General features: G+C 70.6%; 12 protein-coding genes. 7 read left to right on the top strand and 5 right to left on the bottom strand.

Annotated elements, in window-relative coordinates; genetic code table 11:
- Together ACE3OU_RS10455 and ACE3OU_RS10460 are read left to right on the top strand one after the other, a co-directional pair.
- The coding region (locus ACE3OU_RS10455) for an Ig-like domain-containing protein (RefSeq protein WP_374241503.1) at positions 1–3,159 on the top strand (3,159 nt) is incomplete at its 5' end.
- The gene (locus ACE3OU_RS10460; protein ID WP_374241504.1) at positions 3,156–4,706 is read left to right on the top strand and encodes a diguanylate cyclase; all 1,551 of its coding nucleotides are present in this window, start codon (positions 3,156–3,158) and stop codon (positions 4,704–4,706) included. The genes ACE3OU_RS10455 and ACE3OU_RS10460, both read left to right, overlap by 4 nt.
- A gap of 75 nt (positions 4,707–4,781) precedes the next feature.
- On the opposite strand, the gene ACE3OU_RS10465 is transcribed toward ACE3OU_RS10460, so the two are convergent.
- From ACE3OU_RS10465 to ACE3OU_RS10475, 3 genes are read right to left on the bottom strand one after another with little or no spacing between them, the layout of a single operon-like run.
- A complete protein-coding gene (locus ACE3OU_RS10465; RefSeq protein ID WP_374241505.1) occupies positions 4,782–5,198 on the bottom strand; it encodes an ExbD/TolR family protein in 417 nt (138 codons plus the stop codon).
- Positions 5,195–5,920 carry a MotA/TolQ/ExbB proton channel family protein gene (locus ACE3OU_RS10470; protein ID WP_374241506.1) on the bottom strand — a complete coding sequence of 242 codons (726 nt, stop codon included), beginning with the start codon at positions 5,918–5,920 and terminating at the stop codon, positions 5,195–5,197. The genes ACE3OU_RS10465 and ACE3OU_RS10470 overlap by 4 nt, the downstream gene beginning before the upstream one ends.
- Positions 5,921–5,931: 11 nt before the next feature.
- Positions 5,932–6,687, bottom strand: coding sequence for an energy transducer TonB (locus tag ACE3OU_RS10475; protein WP_374241507.1), 756 nt, complete (start codon positions 6,685–6,687; stop codon positions 5,932–5,934).
- A 405-nt stretch (positions 6,688–7,092) separates the two neighbouring features.
- Between ACE3OU_RS10475 and ACE3OU_RS10480 the strand changes: the two genes are divergently transcribed.
- Positions 7,093–7,500 carry an OsmC family protein gene (locus tag ACE3OU_RS10480; protein ID WP_374241508.1) on the top strand — a complete coding sequence of 136 codons (408 nt, stop codon included), beginning with the start codon at positions 7,093–7,095 and terminating at the stop codon, positions 7,498–7,500.
- A 96-nt stretch (positions 7,501–7,596) separates the two neighbouring features.
- Here the strand turns inward: ACE3OU_RS10480 and ACE3OU_RS10485 are convergent, their stop codons facing one another.
- Together ACE3OU_RS10485 and lplT are read right to left on the bottom strand one after the other, a co-directional pair.
- Complete coding sequence (locus ACE3OU_RS10485; RefSeq protein WP_374241509.1) at positions 7,597–8,550, bottom strand: hypothetical protein; 954 nt, start codon at positions 8,548–8,550, stop codon at positions 7,597–7,599.
- Between the two features lie 52 nt (positions 8,551–8,602).
- Positions 8,603–9,853, bottom strand: coding sequence for a lysophospholipid transporter LplT (lplT, locus tag ACE3OU_RS10490; RefSeq protein WP_374241510.1), 1,251 nt, complete (start codon positions 9,851–9,853; stop codon positions 8,603–8,605).
- 126 nt (positions 9,854–9,979) lie between these two features.
- Between lplT and ACE3OU_RS10495 the strand changes: the two genes are divergently transcribed.
- The 4 genes from ACE3OU_RS10495 (at position 9,980) to ACE3OU_RS10510 (ending at position 13,827) form a co-directional block, all read left to right on the top strand.
- Positions 9,980–10,894, top strand: coding sequence for a LysR family transcriptional regulator (locus tag ACE3OU_RS10495; RefSeq protein WP_374241511.1), 915 nt, complete (start codon positions 9,980–9,982; stop codon positions 10,892–10,894).
- 14 nt (positions 10,895–10,908) lie between these two features.
- Positions 10,909–11,994 carry an alanine racemase gene (alr, locus tag ACE3OU_RS10500; protein WP_374241512.1) on the top strand — a complete coding sequence of 362 codons (1,086 nt, stop codon included), beginning with the start codon at positions 10,909–10,911 and terminating at the stop codon, positions 11,992–11,994.
- The gene (gene radA, locus ACE3OU_RS10505; protein ID WP_374241513.1) at positions 11,994–13,370 is read left to right on the top strand and encodes a DNA repair protein RadA; all 1,377 of its coding nucleotides are present in this window, start codon (positions 11,994–11,996) and stop codon (positions 13,368–13,370) included. The genes alr and radA overlap by 1 nt, the downstream gene beginning before the upstream one ends.
- A 166-nt stretch (positions 13,371–13,536) precedes the next feature.
- On the top strand, positions 13,537–13,827 hold the full coding sequence (locus ACE3OU_RS10510) for an HU family DNA-binding protein (RefSeq protein WP_374241564.1): 291 nt from the start codon (positions 13,537–13,539) through the stop codon (positions 13,825–13,827).
- The last annotated feature ends 131 nt before the right edge of the window (positions 13,828–13,958 follow it).

Consider the following 13,958-nt stretch of genomic DNA (forward strand, 5'->3'; position numbering starts at 1 on the left):
GGCAGCAACGACGCCGCCCAGATTGGCGGCAGCGACACGGCCGACCTCACCGAGACCGACGCCGCCCAGAGCACCGGCGGCACGCTCACCGTCAGCGACGTGGACAGCCCGGCCACCTTCGTCGTCCAGAGCGCGGTCGCCGGCAGCAATGGCTACGGCACGTTCAGCCTCGATGCCGGTGGCGGGTGGTCTTACACGATGTCCAGCGCTCATGACGAATTCGTCGCGGGCACCACCTACACCGACAGTTTCACCGCGAGCACCGCCGACGGCACGACGCGGCGGGTCACGGTGACGATCACCGGCAGCAACGACATTGCCAGCCTGGGCAGCGATGCAGGCTTCATCACCGAGACCGACCTGTCCCAGGCCATCGGGGGCTCCCTGACGCTCACTGATCCGGATGCCGTGGCGGCCAGCGTCGTTGCCCAGAGCGACACCCTCGGCACCTACGGCCACTTCAGCATCGACGCCAGCGGTACCTGGACCTACGCCACGGCCGGGGCCCTCGACGCCCTCGCTGCGGGTCAGGTGGTGAGCGACGTTTTCAACGTTGCGACCACCGACGGCGGCAGCGCCACGGTGACGATCACGCTCACCGGCACCAACGACGCCCCGACCGTCGCCAGCCCCATCGCCGGCCAGCGCGCCACCCAGGACAGCGCCTTCCGCTTCACGCTGCCCGCCGGCAGCTTTGCCGACGTGGATACCGGCGACAGCCTCGGCTACAGCGCCACCGGTCTGCCCGCGTGGCTCAGCTTCGACGCCGCCACCCGGACCTTCAGCGGCACCCCGGCCAATGCCGACGTGGGCCGCGTATCGATCACCGTCACCGCCACCGACGCCAGCAGCGCGCAGGCGAGCACCCGCTTCGACCTGACGGTTGCCAACGTCAACGACGACCCGGTCGCCCTGGCCGACAGCGTGAGCACGGCCGAAGACACGCCCCTCACCTTCGACCCCACCGCCAACGACAGCGACGTGGATGGCGACGTGCTGATCGTCGCCGCAGTCACCCAGGGCGCCCATGGCCGCGTGAGCGTGGTCGATGGCGCGATTCGCTACATGCCCGATGCCGACTTCCACGGCGCCGACAGCTTCAGTTACGTCGTCAGCGACGGGCAGGGCGGCTCTGCCACGGCGCGGGTCAGCGTCACCGTCACGCCCGTCGATGACCTGCCCCAGGCGGCCGACGACGCCTGGACGACGCGCGAAGACGAGGCGCTCACCGGCTCGGTGGCGGACAACGACAGCCCCAGCGGCGACGGCGGCAACAGGTGGACGCTGGTCACCGGGCCGAGTCATGGCAGCCTCGTGCTGGCCGGCGACGGCAGCTTCCGCTACACCCCCGACCCCGACTTCCACGGCAGCGACAGCTTCAGCTACGCGCTGGCCGACGCGGACGGCGACCGCGCGACGGCCCGGGTCGCGATCGAGGTCACCCCGGTCAATGACGCGCCGGTGCTGGCCGGCGGCGACGCCCTGGCCGTCGACGTCGCGGAAAACATCACCGCGGTGACCACGCTCGCCGCCACCGATGTGGACCGCCCGGCCCAGGCCCTCCAATACAGCATCGTGGGTGGCGCCGACCGGGCCTTGTTTGCCGTCGATGCGGCCAGCGGCGTGCTGCGCTTCATCGCCCCGCCCGACTTCGACGCGCCGGCGGATGCCAATGCAGACAATGTCTACGAGCTGATCGTCCAGGTCTCCGACGGCTTCGCCACGGCGAGCCAGACGCTGGCCGTCACGGTGGCCAACCGCAACGAGATGCCCGCTGGCAGCGACGGGCGCATCGACATGGCGGAGGACGGCAGCCATGTCTTCACGCTGGCCGACTTTGGTTTCCGGGACGTGCTGGACAGCGCTCCCAACCAGCTGGCTGCGGTGCAGATCGTCGTGCTGCCGGGGCAGGGCGCGCTGCAGCTGGCCGGCCGGGCGGTCGAGGCCGGCGAGTGGGTGGCGGCCAGCGACATCGCCGCCGGGCGGCTCACCTACCAGCCGGCGCCCGACGCGAACGGCCACGACTACGCGACCCTGCTCTTCCGGGTGCGGGACGACGGCGGCACCGCCGATGGCGGCGTCGACACGGAGGCGGCCAGCCACACCCTGCACATCGACGTGGCGGCGGTCAATGATGCGCCGGTCATCACCCGCGTGGCCTTCGAGCTGCCGGCGGGGAGCCGGATCGTCCTCGGCGCCGATGCGATCGTGGCGGCGGACGTGGACTCGGCGCTGGCGAGCCTCGGCTACATCGTCGACACCGCCACCGGCGGGCATTTCGAGCTGCTCGGCGCCCCCGGTGAGGCGATCGCGGCCTTCTCCCAGGCCGAACTGAGCGCCGGTCGGGTGGTCTTCGTCCATGACGGGGCGGCGGCGCCCCTGGTGGTGATCCGTGCCAGCGACGGCCAGGCCGACAGCGGCGCCGTCCGCGCGGCGATCTCCCTGCAGGTGAGCGCCCCGGGCGCGTCCACCAGCCCGACCGCCAACCCGCAGCAGCCACCGGTGACGACCGTCACGCCGGCGGCGCCCAAGCCGGCGGAGGCCGACAAGGCCACCAAGATGCCCGCCTTCCTCCCCAGCCGCCCGGGCGTGCTGGAAGGGCTGGCGCCGGCCCCCAATCCGGCGTCCGCCGGCGACGGGGTGGTGAGGCTGGGCCGCGACGGCGCGGGCAATGCCGATCCGGCCTCGCGGGTGCGCAATCAGATCCTCGGCGGCCCGCCGCGCCTCGAGCGCGCGCCGGTCCAGCTGAGCCTGGGCGGTGGGGTCGAAGGCCCCTTGATGGATTTCCTGCTGCGGGGCGACGGCCTCGTGGCCAGCACCGGCAGTGCGGGCTCCGCGCTGCGGATGGGCGACGGCGGTCAGCGGGACGCGTTGCAGGAGCGGGATGGCGAGGTGGATGTGCGGGTGGTGCTGCAGGCCATCGAGCTGACCGGGGTCGCCCTGTCGGTGGGAGCCGTGTGGTGGGCCACCCGGGCCGGCGCGCTCGTTGCCAGCCTGCTGGTTTCGGTGCCGGCCTGGCGTAACTTCGACCCCCTGATGGTGCTGGGCCCCGAAGACGAAAACGACCGCGACTGGGCGGGGGTGATGGACGATCAGGCGGTACAGGACGAAATGGGCATTGCCGAAGTGTTCGACGCAGGAATGGAGGTGCGGCCATGAGCCGGCTCGCGCTCGGGTTGAGCCCGGTGGCGCGCATCGCGCTGGGGCTGGTGGGGCTGCTGATCTCGCTGCTGATGGCGGTGGACCTGGTGTTCGGCCTGCTGCCGGACCGTTCCGAGATCGCCCGGCAGGTGCGCCAGCAGCTCAGCGAGAGCCTGGCCGTGCAGGCCACCGCGCAGCTGCAGACCGGCGACCTGGCGGCCCTCCACCCCACCCTGCAGGAGGTCCTCGAGCGCAACCGCGACCTGCGCTCGGTGGCCGTCCGCCAGCGCAGCGGGATGGTGCTCGTGCAGGCGGGCGATCACCCGCAATACTGGCACCCGCCGGAGGACGGTTCGTCCACCCTCACCCAGGTGCGGGTGCCGGTGTTCTCCGAAGGCCGGCCGTGGGGGGAGGTCGAGCTGGCGTTCCGTCCGGTGCTGCCCGAATCCCTCGTCGAGTGGCTCACCTATCCGCCCTTCGTGGTGCTGGGCGTGATCGGCGTGATGGCCTTCGGCGCGTTCTACCTCTACCTGCGCCGGGTGCTCGAATACCTCGACCCGGCCAAGGCCGTGCCCGACCGGGTGCGCACCGCCTTCGACACCCTTGCCGAGGGGGTGATGGTGCTCGACGAGCGGGGCCGGGTGATGCTCGCCAACAACGCGTTCCGCAACTTTCACCCGGATGCCCGGAGCCTCGCCACCGGCACCCCGGCCAATGCGCTGCAGTGGCTGGTGAGCGGTTTCCATGGCACCCCCGACGACTACCCCTGGGCCCGGGCGATGCGCTCCCGCAGCACGGTGAGCGGCGAGACGGTGGAGATCGCCCGCCCCGGCGAGGATGAGCCGCTGCGCGCCATCGTCGGCTGCCTGCCGATCCAGGACGGGCGGGGCCATCTGCGGGGCTGCCTGGTCAACTTCTCGGACGTGACCATCCTCCATCGCATCAACGACCAGCTGCTGGTGACGCTCACCGAGCTGGAGGCCTCGAAGGACGAGATCCGCCGCCAGAACGAGGAACTGCATCGCCTCGCCACCCGCGACCCGATGACCGGCTGCCTCAACCGCCGCGCCTTCTTCGACGCCGTCGACCCGCTCTACGCCAGGCTGCTGGCCGAGGGCGGCGAGGTGTGCTGCATCATGGGCGACATCGACCACTTCAAGTCCTTCAACGACCGCTACGGCCACGCGGTGGGCGACCTGGTCATCAAGTCGGTGGCCAAGTGCATGGGCTCCGGCCTGCGGGAGGGCGACCTGCTGTGCCGCTACGGCGGCGAGGAGTTCTGTTTCATCCTGCCCGGCTCGACGATCGAGCAGGCCACCGAGGTGGCCGAGCGCCTGCGCCACAGCATCGAGACCCAGGCCGGCGCGGCGGTGCGCGACATCCCGGGGCTGCGCATCACTTCCAGCTTCGGCGTCGCCTCGATCAAACTGGGGGCCAAGGACGCACCCGAGCTCATCGACCAGGCCGACAACGCCCTCTACGAATCCAAGAAGAGCGGCCGTAACCGGGTGTCGGTGTGGTCCGGTGCCCGCTCGGTGGGGGCAGAGGCGGAAGCCGGGGCCTAGGGTCACGCACCGGAACGAAAAACGGCAACGAAGGCGCGCCTCGTTGCCGTTTTCTTGCGCGCTGCGCCGGGGGCGCTACCGGGCCGGTTCGGTCACGAAGGCCACCTTGCCGAGGCCGTGGCGGCTGGCTGCCGACAGCAGGCGCGCCACGTGGTCGTACTCGGTGCGCTTGTCCACCTGCAGGTGCAGCTCGGGTTGGGGCTGGCGGGCGGCGGCGGCCTCGAGGCGGGCGTCGAGGTTCTCCTCGGCCACGCCCTCGCCGTTCCACCCGAGGCTGCCGTCGGCCTTGATCGACAGATTGATCTTCTCGGGCTTGATCTCCTCGGCCTGGCTGCTGGCCTTGGGCAGGTCGAGCTTCACCGCGTGGTTGATTACCGGCACGGTGATGATGAAGATGATCAGCAGGACCAGCATCACGTCCACCAGGGGCGTCATGTTGATCTCCGACATCACCTCGCCGTCGTCGTCGAGGGGGCTGTTTCCGAAGCTCATGGCGCTTCCTTGCGGGGGAGGGGATGGACGTTGGCCGGGGCGTTCTTCTTCACCCGGCCGCCGGTCACAAGGTAGGCGTGCAGGTCGTGGGCGAAGTGCCTGAGGCTGGCCAGGATCTCCTTGTTGCCGCGCACCAGGGCGTTGTAGCCGAGCACCGCCGGGATCGCCACCGCCAGGCCGCCGGCGGTCATCACCAGGGATTCGCCCACCGGGCCGGCGACCTTGTCGAGGGTCGCCTGGCCGGCGGCGCCGATGCCGACGAGGGCGTGGTAGATGCCCCACACGGTGCCGAAGAGGCCGATGAAGGGTGCCGTGCTGCCCACCGAGGCGAGGATCGACAGGCCCGACTGCAGGCGGCCGGTGGTGTCGTCGATGGACTGGCGCAGGGTGCTGGTGAGCCAGTCGTTGAGGCCCAGCACGCCGTGCAGCTCGTCCCGGTGGTGGGTGTGGTGGCTGACCGCCTCGGTGCCGCGTTCGGCCAGGTCGCGGAAGGGGTTGTTGCCGGCGGGGGCGAGGGCCACCATGCCGGCCTCGAAGCTGGTGGCGTGCCAGAACTGCTTGGCGCCGCCGCTCATGCGGCGCAGCTGCACGAGGCTCCAGGCTTTCACGAAGATCACCGACCAGGAGGCCAGCGACATGAGGGCGAGCATGATGGCGACGGCATGGGAGACGCCATCGCCCTGGGCCCAGATCTGGGCAAGGCTGAAGGTGGATTCGGTCATGGAGGGTTTCCTTAGGAGGGGCTGAGGGTGAAGTCGATGGGCACCTTGACGGTGCCGGCCACGGCCTGGTCGCCCTGGCGGGCGGGCACGAAGCGCCAGCTGCGCAGCACGGTTTCGCGGGCGACGTCGTCGAGGCGGGAGAAGCCGCTGCTCTTGGCGATGCTCACGTCGGTGGGGCGGCCGTCGGCCCCCACCTGCACGCGCAGCAGCACCCGGCCTTCCTCGCCCATGCGTCTGGACGCGCTGGGGTAGGCGGGGGCCGGATTGGAGAGATAGGCCGCGTCGAAGCGCGGCGGCACCATGGCGACCGGGGCCTCGCGCATCGGCGCGGCGGCCGGGGTCGGCGCTGCGGGGGGCGCCGGAGGTTCCGCGGAGGTTTCGGCGGCGTTGCTGGCGGTGGCGGCGGAGGTGAGCGTCGGCCGCTCGGCAGGCTTGCGGCTGGGGGACGGCGCGGCCTGGGGCTGCGGCGTGGGCCGGGCTTCCTTCGGCTGCTGCGGCGGGGCCTGGGGGCGTGGGGGTTCGGGCGTCGGGCCGGGCGGCGTGAGCAGGCTCACCGTCATGTAGGGCTGGGGCGGGACGACGGGCGGCCGCTCCTCACCGACGGCGCCGATGATCGCCGCCAGCAGGGCGCCGTGGCACAGCACGGCGATGCCGACGCCGGTCAGGCTCCGGCGCACCGGCCTGGTCGGGCGTGGCCGCGAGAGGGCCAGGAAGGGCGCGGGCAGGGCCGGCGCGGCAAGGCCCCGTGGCGAGAGGGCAGCGGTCATGTCGAGCTCCAGACGGGCGGTGTCCTGGCTGGCTGGCGGCATGCCCGGGGGCGGCGCTGGCTGGCTGAGGCATTGAAGCGGGCGGGGTGTCCGGGGGCGCGAGCCCGTCGGGCCGTGCTGGCGGAGCCATCGCTCGATCAATGCAAATGAGAATGGTTATTAATTTAATGTGTGCCGATGGAAACGTCAAGCGGATCGCGGCCGGGCGGGGCCGGCGCAACGGGCGGGGGCGGGAGGCATAGTCCCTCGGCGGGGGGCGGCGGCTGGCCACACTGGTGCGGCAAGAGGGCGTGGTCTGCGGCGCCCCTCGCCGGGGCCGTCCCTTTGCGGCACACTTGAGCGGCAACACCGGCGCCGGCAGAGGCCCGCCGCGCCGGGACGATCATTCAGACCATGGGAGCCAGCATGTCAGGAAGCGCCGCCGTCACCGCCGTTCTGGGGGACACCCCGTATCTCGTGACCTTGTCCGACGATCTCGGGCATGTGTGGAGGGCCGACGAGCCCGCCGACCTGGGCGGCGCCAACGTGGGCCCGGCGCCGGACCGCCTGATGCTCGGCAGCCTCGCGGCGTGCACCGCGATCACCCTGAAGATGGTGGCCGCCCGCAAGCAGTGGCCGCTGGCGGGGCTGCGGGTGGAGCTGGCGCTCAACCCCGAGGGCCGGCCGGCGGAGGGCAACGACATCGCGCTGAAGCTGCTGCTGGAGGGCGAGCTGGACGACACCCAGCGGGCCGAGCTGCTGCGCATCGCTACCCGCTGTCCGATGCACCGCCTGCTGACCGGGGAAGTCCGCATCCACACCCGGCTGGGCTGATGCGGGGAGGCGGCATCTGAAGGAAAGCTGGGGCCGCCCGAAGTGTCCTTGCCCCCCACGGGGGGCGGGCCGGGAGGCGCCCGGCCTTTGGAGTGTTCAGATGCCGAGCATCTGGCGCAGCTGCTTGACCTGAGCCAGGCCGTCGAGGTCGCGCAGGGTGGTGAAGGCGTCTTCGGTGGTGTCGAGGGTCTCGATGGCCTCGTCGCGCAGGCCGCCCATCGCCAGCACCTGCACCAGCAGCAGGCCGATGCCGCCGACCGCGTCGGGGTGGCCTTGCTGGCAGCTGATCTGGAAGGCCTCGGTGAGCTCCTCGTAGATCTGCTGCAGGTTGCCGCTCTCGTGCTCGCCGCGGGCAAGACGGATGTTGGCCATCGAGTAGCGGATGTGGGCGAGGCCTTCCGGGTCGCCGAGGGCGGTGACCACCGGCAGGCGTTCCTGCTGCAGGGCCATGGCCTCGTCGAGCTGGCCGGCGGCGAGGAGCACGTCGGCGATGCGGCCCTGGGTGATGGCCTTCTCACGGCTGTCCTCGAGGCGCTCGAAGACGCTCAGCACCTCGCCCCGCAGGATCTCGAGGGCTTCGTCGAGCTGGCCGGCGGCGGCGATGGCGTCGGCTTCACTGCGGCGGGCAACGGCGCGGGCGGCAGCCTCGATGTCGTCGGCGGAGGCTTCGCCGCGCACGCGGATGATGTGCAGCGGCGTGGCGCGGGTGGCGGCGATGAAGCCCTGCTCGTCGGCGATGAACTCCCACGGGCAGGCGAGGAGGGCGGCGGCGAGGGGCTCGGCGGGCTCGGGGGCGCGGATCTCGAGGCGCTGCACGGCCTCGTCGCGGGCCCACTGGCTGATCCACGCCGGGGTGTCGAGCCAGGCGTGGAGTTCGCGGCCGATGGCGAGGAGCGCCGCGTCGTCATTGGCGGTCACGGCCTCGCCGCAGCGCTCGCCCCAGGCCTGCAGGCGGGCGAGGGCGTCGGCACGGTCGAGGTGCAGGCTGGCGTCGGCGCCGTCGAGGTGGCAGTGGAGTGCGGTGGCGGCGGGCTCGATGATGGCGTGCATTGAATGGGTGTCCGGAGGGGAGGGGCCGGGCGCGCGGCGCGCGGCGGGCGGGTCAGTGGCGGATGTCTTCGAGCTGGGCGACGGCGTCGAACTCGCGCTGGTTGGCTTCGTGGCGCAGCTTGACGAGGTACATGGTGCCAGCCACGAAGAGGCCGAAGGCCACCACGACGGTGTTGATCGAGAAGCCCGAGCGGATCAGGAAGGCGTACAGCCCGGTCATCACCAGGATGGACAGGTTCTCGTTGAAGTTCTGCACCGCGATGGAGTGCCCGGCGCCCATCAGGATGTGGCCGCGGTGCTGCAGCAGGGCGTTCATGGGCACCACGAAGAAGCCGGAGAGGGCCCCGATCAGCACCATCAGCACCATCGCCACGGACATGTCGGTGACGAAGATCATCACGTTGACGATGATGCCCATCGCGATGCCCAGCGGGATCACCCGTACCGCCGAACGCATCGACACCATGCGCGCCGCCATGACCGCGCCGATCGCCACGCCCACCGCCACCACGCCCTGGAGCATCGAGGCCTTGGAGAGGTCGAGGTGGAGGGCCTGCTCGGCCCACTTGATCACGATGAACTGCAGCGTCGCGCCGGCACCCCAGAACAGGGTGGTGGTGGCGAGGGAGATCTGCCCCAGCTTGTCCCGCCACAGCAGCTTGAGGCAGTGGTTGAAGTCGTGGATGAGGTAGAGGGGGTTCGACTTGAGGGCCTTGTGGTCCACCCCGGTGTCGGGCACCTTGAGGTTGAACAGCGCGGCGATGACGTAAAGTGTGCCGATCACGCACAGGGCGATCTCGGGCACGGTGTCGACGTAGGGCAGATTGAGGGACAGCAGGGTGTCGGCGATGGCCGGCTTGATGAGCACGCCGCCGACCAGGGTGCCGAGGATGATGGCGCCCACCGTGAGCCCCTCGATCCAGCCGTTGGCGACGACCAGCAGGCGGGCCGGCAGGTATTCGGTGAGAATGCCGTACTTGGCCGGCGAATAGGCCGCCGCGCCGAGGCCGACCACCGCATAGGCGGCCAGCGGATGCACCCCGAAGAACATCAGCGAGCAGCCGGCGATCTTGATGGTGTTGCTGATCAGCATCACCCGCCACTTGGGCATCGAGTCCGCAAACGCGCCCACGAAGGCCGCCAGGGCCACGTAGGAAACCGTGAAGAAGAGCTTCAGCAGCGGTTCGTACTCCTGGGGCGCCTGCATCTCCCGCAGCAGGTAGATGGATGCAATCAGCAGGGCATTGTCGGCCAGCGCAGAAAAGAACTGCGCCGCCATGATCATGTAAAAACCGAAGGGCATCGCGGGCGGACGGGGCTCGGTGAATTTGACGGACCGCGCTTTATACCACGAAGGCTATGCGCGCTTCTGGCGACGGGGTCAATGTTATGGTCCAATATAACCATCCATAAATCACTTTTATAACCTATGGCCGATCGTCGCCTTCAGGTTTTCCACGCGGTGGCGCGCCACGGCTCCTTCACGCGGGCCGCCGAAGCCTTGTTCATGACCCAGCCGGCGGTGACCTTCCAGATCAAGCAGCTGGAAGAGCAGTTCAATGCCCGCCTGTTCGACCGGGGCCACGGCCGCGTCACCCTCACGCCGGCGGGGGATCTGGTGATGGCCTACGCGGAGCGCATCCTCGGCCTCACCGACGAGATGGAGATGCGGGTCTCCGAGCTCACCGACGAGCTGTCGGGCGTGCTCCACCTGGGCGTCAGCACGACCATCGGCGCCTACTGGCTGCCGTGGCTGATCGCCGGGTTCAAGCGGCTCTACCCGCGGGTGGTGCCGCGGGTGTCGGTGGGCAACTCCCAGTTCGTCGAGAACCGGGTGATCGACCGCGGCCTGGACGTGGGGCTCATCGAGATCGTCACCGACGAGCCCACCCTGGAGCGCCGCGAGGCCGGCCGGGACGACCTGCTGCTGATCGTGCCGCCCAGCCACCCGCTGGCGGGGGAGGCGTCGGTGAAGGCGTCGCAACTGGCCGGCCTGCCGCTGATCCACCGCGATCCGGGCAACGCGATCCGCGACCTGGTGGATCAGTTCTTCGCCTCGTCGGGGGTGTCGGCCGAGGAAGTCAAGGTGACGGCCGAGGTGGGCAGCCTCGACACCGTCAAGCACATGGTGGCCCAGGGCTTCGGCTTCGCCATCGCCTCCCGCGCGGCGATCCTCGGCGAAATCCGCGCCGGCACGCTGGTGGGCGTGCCCCTCGACCCGCCGCTGTATACTCCCCTCGAAGTCATCGTGCTCAAGGACAAGTTCCGCTCCCGCCTGGTCGACACCTTCGCCGCTTTCGCCATCAGCGAGATCGCCCGCCTGTCGGCCGACAGAAAACCCTAGTTCCAGGTCTCCCCATGCCCCGTCCGATCCGCGCCACCATCGACCTCGCGGCCCTGCGTCACAACTATCTTCTCGCCCGACAGCGGGCCGGCAGCGCCCGGGCCTTCGCGGTGGTCAAGGCCAACGCCTACGGCCACGGGCTCGAGCGGGCGATCGAGGCCCTCGCCGATGTCGCCGATGGCTTCGCGCTCCTCGATCTGGCCGAGGCGCGGGCCCTGCGTGCCGCCGGCGTCACGGCGCCGATCGCGCTGCTCGAAGGCTTCTTCGAGCCGGCCGACCTGGCCGAGGTGCTGGCCCTGGGCCTCACGCCGGCGATCCACAACGACGCCCAGCTCGGCATGCTGGAGCGGGCGGCGCTGGCCGGGCCCCTCGACGTGCTGCTCAAGATCAACACCGGCATGAACCGCCTCGGCTTCACCGCCGACACCTTCGCGCCGGCCCTGGCGCGCCTGCGGGCCCTGCCGGCGGTGCGCGGGATCACCCTGATGACCCACTTCGCCCGCGCCGACGACGAGGTGGGCGTGGCCGGCCAGCTGGCCACCTTCCGGCGGATCAGCGCCGGGCTGGACTACCCCGTGAGCCTCGCCAACTCGGCGGCGCTGCTGAGGTTTCCCGAGGCCCTGGGGCAGGTGGCGCGGCCGGGGATCATCCTCTACGGCGGCTCGCCGATGCCCGCGCTGCAGAGCGCCGAGGCCATCGGCCTGCGCCCGGTGATGACCTTCACCAGCGAGATCATCGGCGTGCAGGAGATCGCCGCCGGCGAGCGGGTCGGCTATGGCGGCACCTTTGTCGCCGAGGGGCCGACGCGGGTCGGCGTGGTGGCCTGCGGCTACGCCGACGGCTATCCCCGCCACGCCCCCACCGGCACCCCGATCCTGGTGGGCGGGCGGCGCACCCGCACCCTCGGCCGGGTCTCGATGGACATGCTGGCCTGCGATCTGTCCCACCTCCCCGAGGCGGGCGTCGGCACGCCGGTCACCCTGTGGGGCGAGGGCCTCGCCGCCGACGAGGTGGCCACGGCGGCGGGCACCATCAGCTACGAGCTCTTCTGTGCGCTGGCGCCCCGCGTGCCGGTGGTGGTGCGGGGGCGCGCCGCCTGATGGCCAAGCCGAAGACGGTGCACGTCTGTTCCGAATGCGGCGGCAAGTCGCCCCGCTGGCAGGGCCAGTGTCCCCACTGCCAGGCCTGGAATACCCTGGTCGAGTCGGTGGTCGAGCCCGATGCGCCGGTGGCCAAGCGCTTCGCCGCGCTGGCCGGTGACAGCGGCCGCCTGCAGACCCTGGCCGACATCCGCCCGCGGGAGACCTCCCGGGTGCCCACCGGCATCGACGAGTTCGACCGGGTGCTCGGCGGCGGGCTGGTGCCCGGCGGCGTGGTGCTGATCGGCGGCGACCCGGGCATCGGCAAGTCCACCCTGTTGCTGCAGGCGCTGGCGCTGCTCTCCGGCCGCCTCAAGGCGCTCTACGTGAGCGGCGAGGAGTCCGCCGAGCAGGTGGCCCTGCGGGCGGCCCGGCTGCAGCTCGACGCCCACGGCCTGCAGCTGCTGCCCGAGATCAACCTGGAGCGCATCCTCGCCACCCTGCGCGACGTCAAGCCCGACGTGGCGGTGGTTGATTCGATCCAGACCGTCTATTCCGAAACCCTCGGCTCGGCGCCGGGCTCGGTGGCCCAGGTGCGCGAGTGCGCGGCCCAGCTCACGCGCTTCGCCAAGCAGGGCGGCACCACGCTGATCATGGTCGGCCACGTCACCAAGGACGGCGCGCTGGCCGGCCCGCGGGTGCTGGAGCACATCGTCGACACGGTGCTGTACTTCGAGGGCGACACCCACTCCAGCTTCCGGCTGGTGCGGGCCTTCAAGAACCGCTTCGGCGCCGTCAATGAGCTGGGCGTCTTCGCGATGACCGAGAAGGGGCTGAAGGGCGTCTCCAACCCGTCGGCGATCTTTCTGTCCCAGCACGGGCAGCAGGTGTCGGGCTCCTGCGTGCTGGTCACCCAGGAGGGCACCCGGCCGCTGCTGGTCGAGATCCAGGCCCTCGTGGACAGCGCCCACAGCCCCAGCCCGCGGCGCCTGTCGGTGGGGCTCGAGCAGAACCGGCTGGCGATGCTGCTGGCGGTGCTCCATCGCCACGCCGGCGTGGTGTGCTTCGACCAGGACGTGTTCGTGAATGCGGTGGGCGGCGTCAAGATCGCCGAGCCGGCGGCCGACCTGGCGGTGCTGCTGGCGATCGTCTCGTCCCTCACCAACCGACCGCTACCCCGGGCGCTGGTGGTGTTTGGCGAGGTTGGCCTGGCAGGCGAGATCCGCCCGGCGCCCCGCGGCCAGGAGCGCCTCAAGGAGTCCGCCAAGCTGGGCTTCACGGTGGCCCTGGTGCCCAAGGCCAACGCCCCCAAACACGAGATCCCCGGCATGCGCGTGATCGCCGTCGAGCGCATCGAAGAGGCCCTCGAGCGCCTGCGCGAGCTGGGATCCGATTGAATCCGCCCTGCCAGGCATTGCCGTACGGCGGAAATGCCGCGAAAACCTCCAGATTCGTGCCACACTCGCGGGCGGGCAGGGTAAGCTATCGGATACGGGTGGTGTGGTGTGCAGAGGCGGCACCGGGCGTCACCTGTGGAGACTCCTGTAACCACCCATTTCTTTCATCCATACAAGACGAGCTATGAACAAGACTGAACTGATCGAAGCGCTGGCGGGCAAGAGTGGTCTGACCAAGGCCGATGCCGGCCGCGCCGTTGACGGCGTGATGGAGATCATCACCGAGGCCCTCGCGAAGGGCGAGAGCGTTACCCTCGTTGGTTTTGGCACCTTCTCCGTGGGCGAGCGTGCCGCACGTGTCGGTCGCAACCCGCAAACCGGCGCCGAGATCCAGATTGCTGCCTCCAAGCAGCCCAAGTTCTCGGCCGGCTCCAAGCTGAAGGACGCCGTGAACTGACACGGCCTGCCGTAGCTCCCGCCGGCCGCCGAAATGGTCGGTCCGGGCAAGAAAGGCGACCTGCGGGTCGCCTTTTTTTGTGCTCTTTCGGCGGCTTCATCCCGCTGGACTGCCGTACCGGCCTGCGGCGG

The organism is Zoogloea sp., assembly GCF_041908905.1.
GTDB lineage: Bacteria > Pseudomonadota > Gammaproteobacteria > Burkholderiales > Rhodocyclaceae > Zoogloea.

What these genes read in the sequence shown, in the direction of transcription:
- ACE3OU_RS10460 (WP_374241504.1), top strand. Translation starts at nt 3,156, where the DNA reads ATGAGCCGGCTCGCGCTCGGGTTGAGCCCGGTGGCGCGCATCGCGCTG.
- ACE3OU_RS10465 (WP_374241505.1), bottom strand. Translation starts at nt 5,198, where the DNA reads ATGAGCTTCGGAAACAGCCCCCTCGACGACGACGGCGAGGTGATGTCG.
- ACE3OU_RS10470 (WP_374241506.1), bottom strand. Translation starts at nt 5,920, where the DNA reads ATGACCGAATCCACCTTCAGCCTTGCCCAGATCTGGGCCCAGGGCGAT.
- ACE3OU_RS10475 (WP_374241507.1), bottom strand. Translation starts at nt 6,687, where the DNA reads ATGACCGCTGCCCTCTCGCCACGGGGCCTTGCCGCGCCGGCCCTGCCC.
- ACE3OU_RS10480 (WP_374241508.1), top strand. Translation starts at nt 7,093, where the DNA reads ATGTCAGGAAGCGCCGCCGTCACCGCCGTTCTGGGGGACACCCCGTAT.
- ACE3OU_RS10485 (WP_374241509.1), bottom strand. Translation starts at nt 8,550, where the DNA reads ATGCACGCCATCATCGAGCCCGCCGCCACCGCACTCCACTGCCACCTC.
- lplT (WP_374241510.1), bottom strand. Translation starts at nt 9,853, where the DNA reads ATGCCCTTCGGTTTTTACATGATCATGGCGGCGCAGTTCTTTTCTGCG.
- ACE3OU_RS10495 (WP_374241511.1), top strand. Translation starts at nt 9,980, where the DNA reads ATGGCCGATCGTCGCCTTCAGGTTTTCCACGCGGTGGCGCGCCACGGC.
- alr (WP_374241512.1), top strand. Translation starts at nt 10,909, where the DNA reads ATGCCCCGTCCGATCCGCGCCACCATCGACCTCGCGGCCCTGCGTCAC.
- radA (WP_374241513.1), top strand. Translation starts at nt 11,994, where the DNA reads ATGGCCAAGCCGAAGACGGTGCACGTCTGTTCCGAATGCGGCGGCAAG.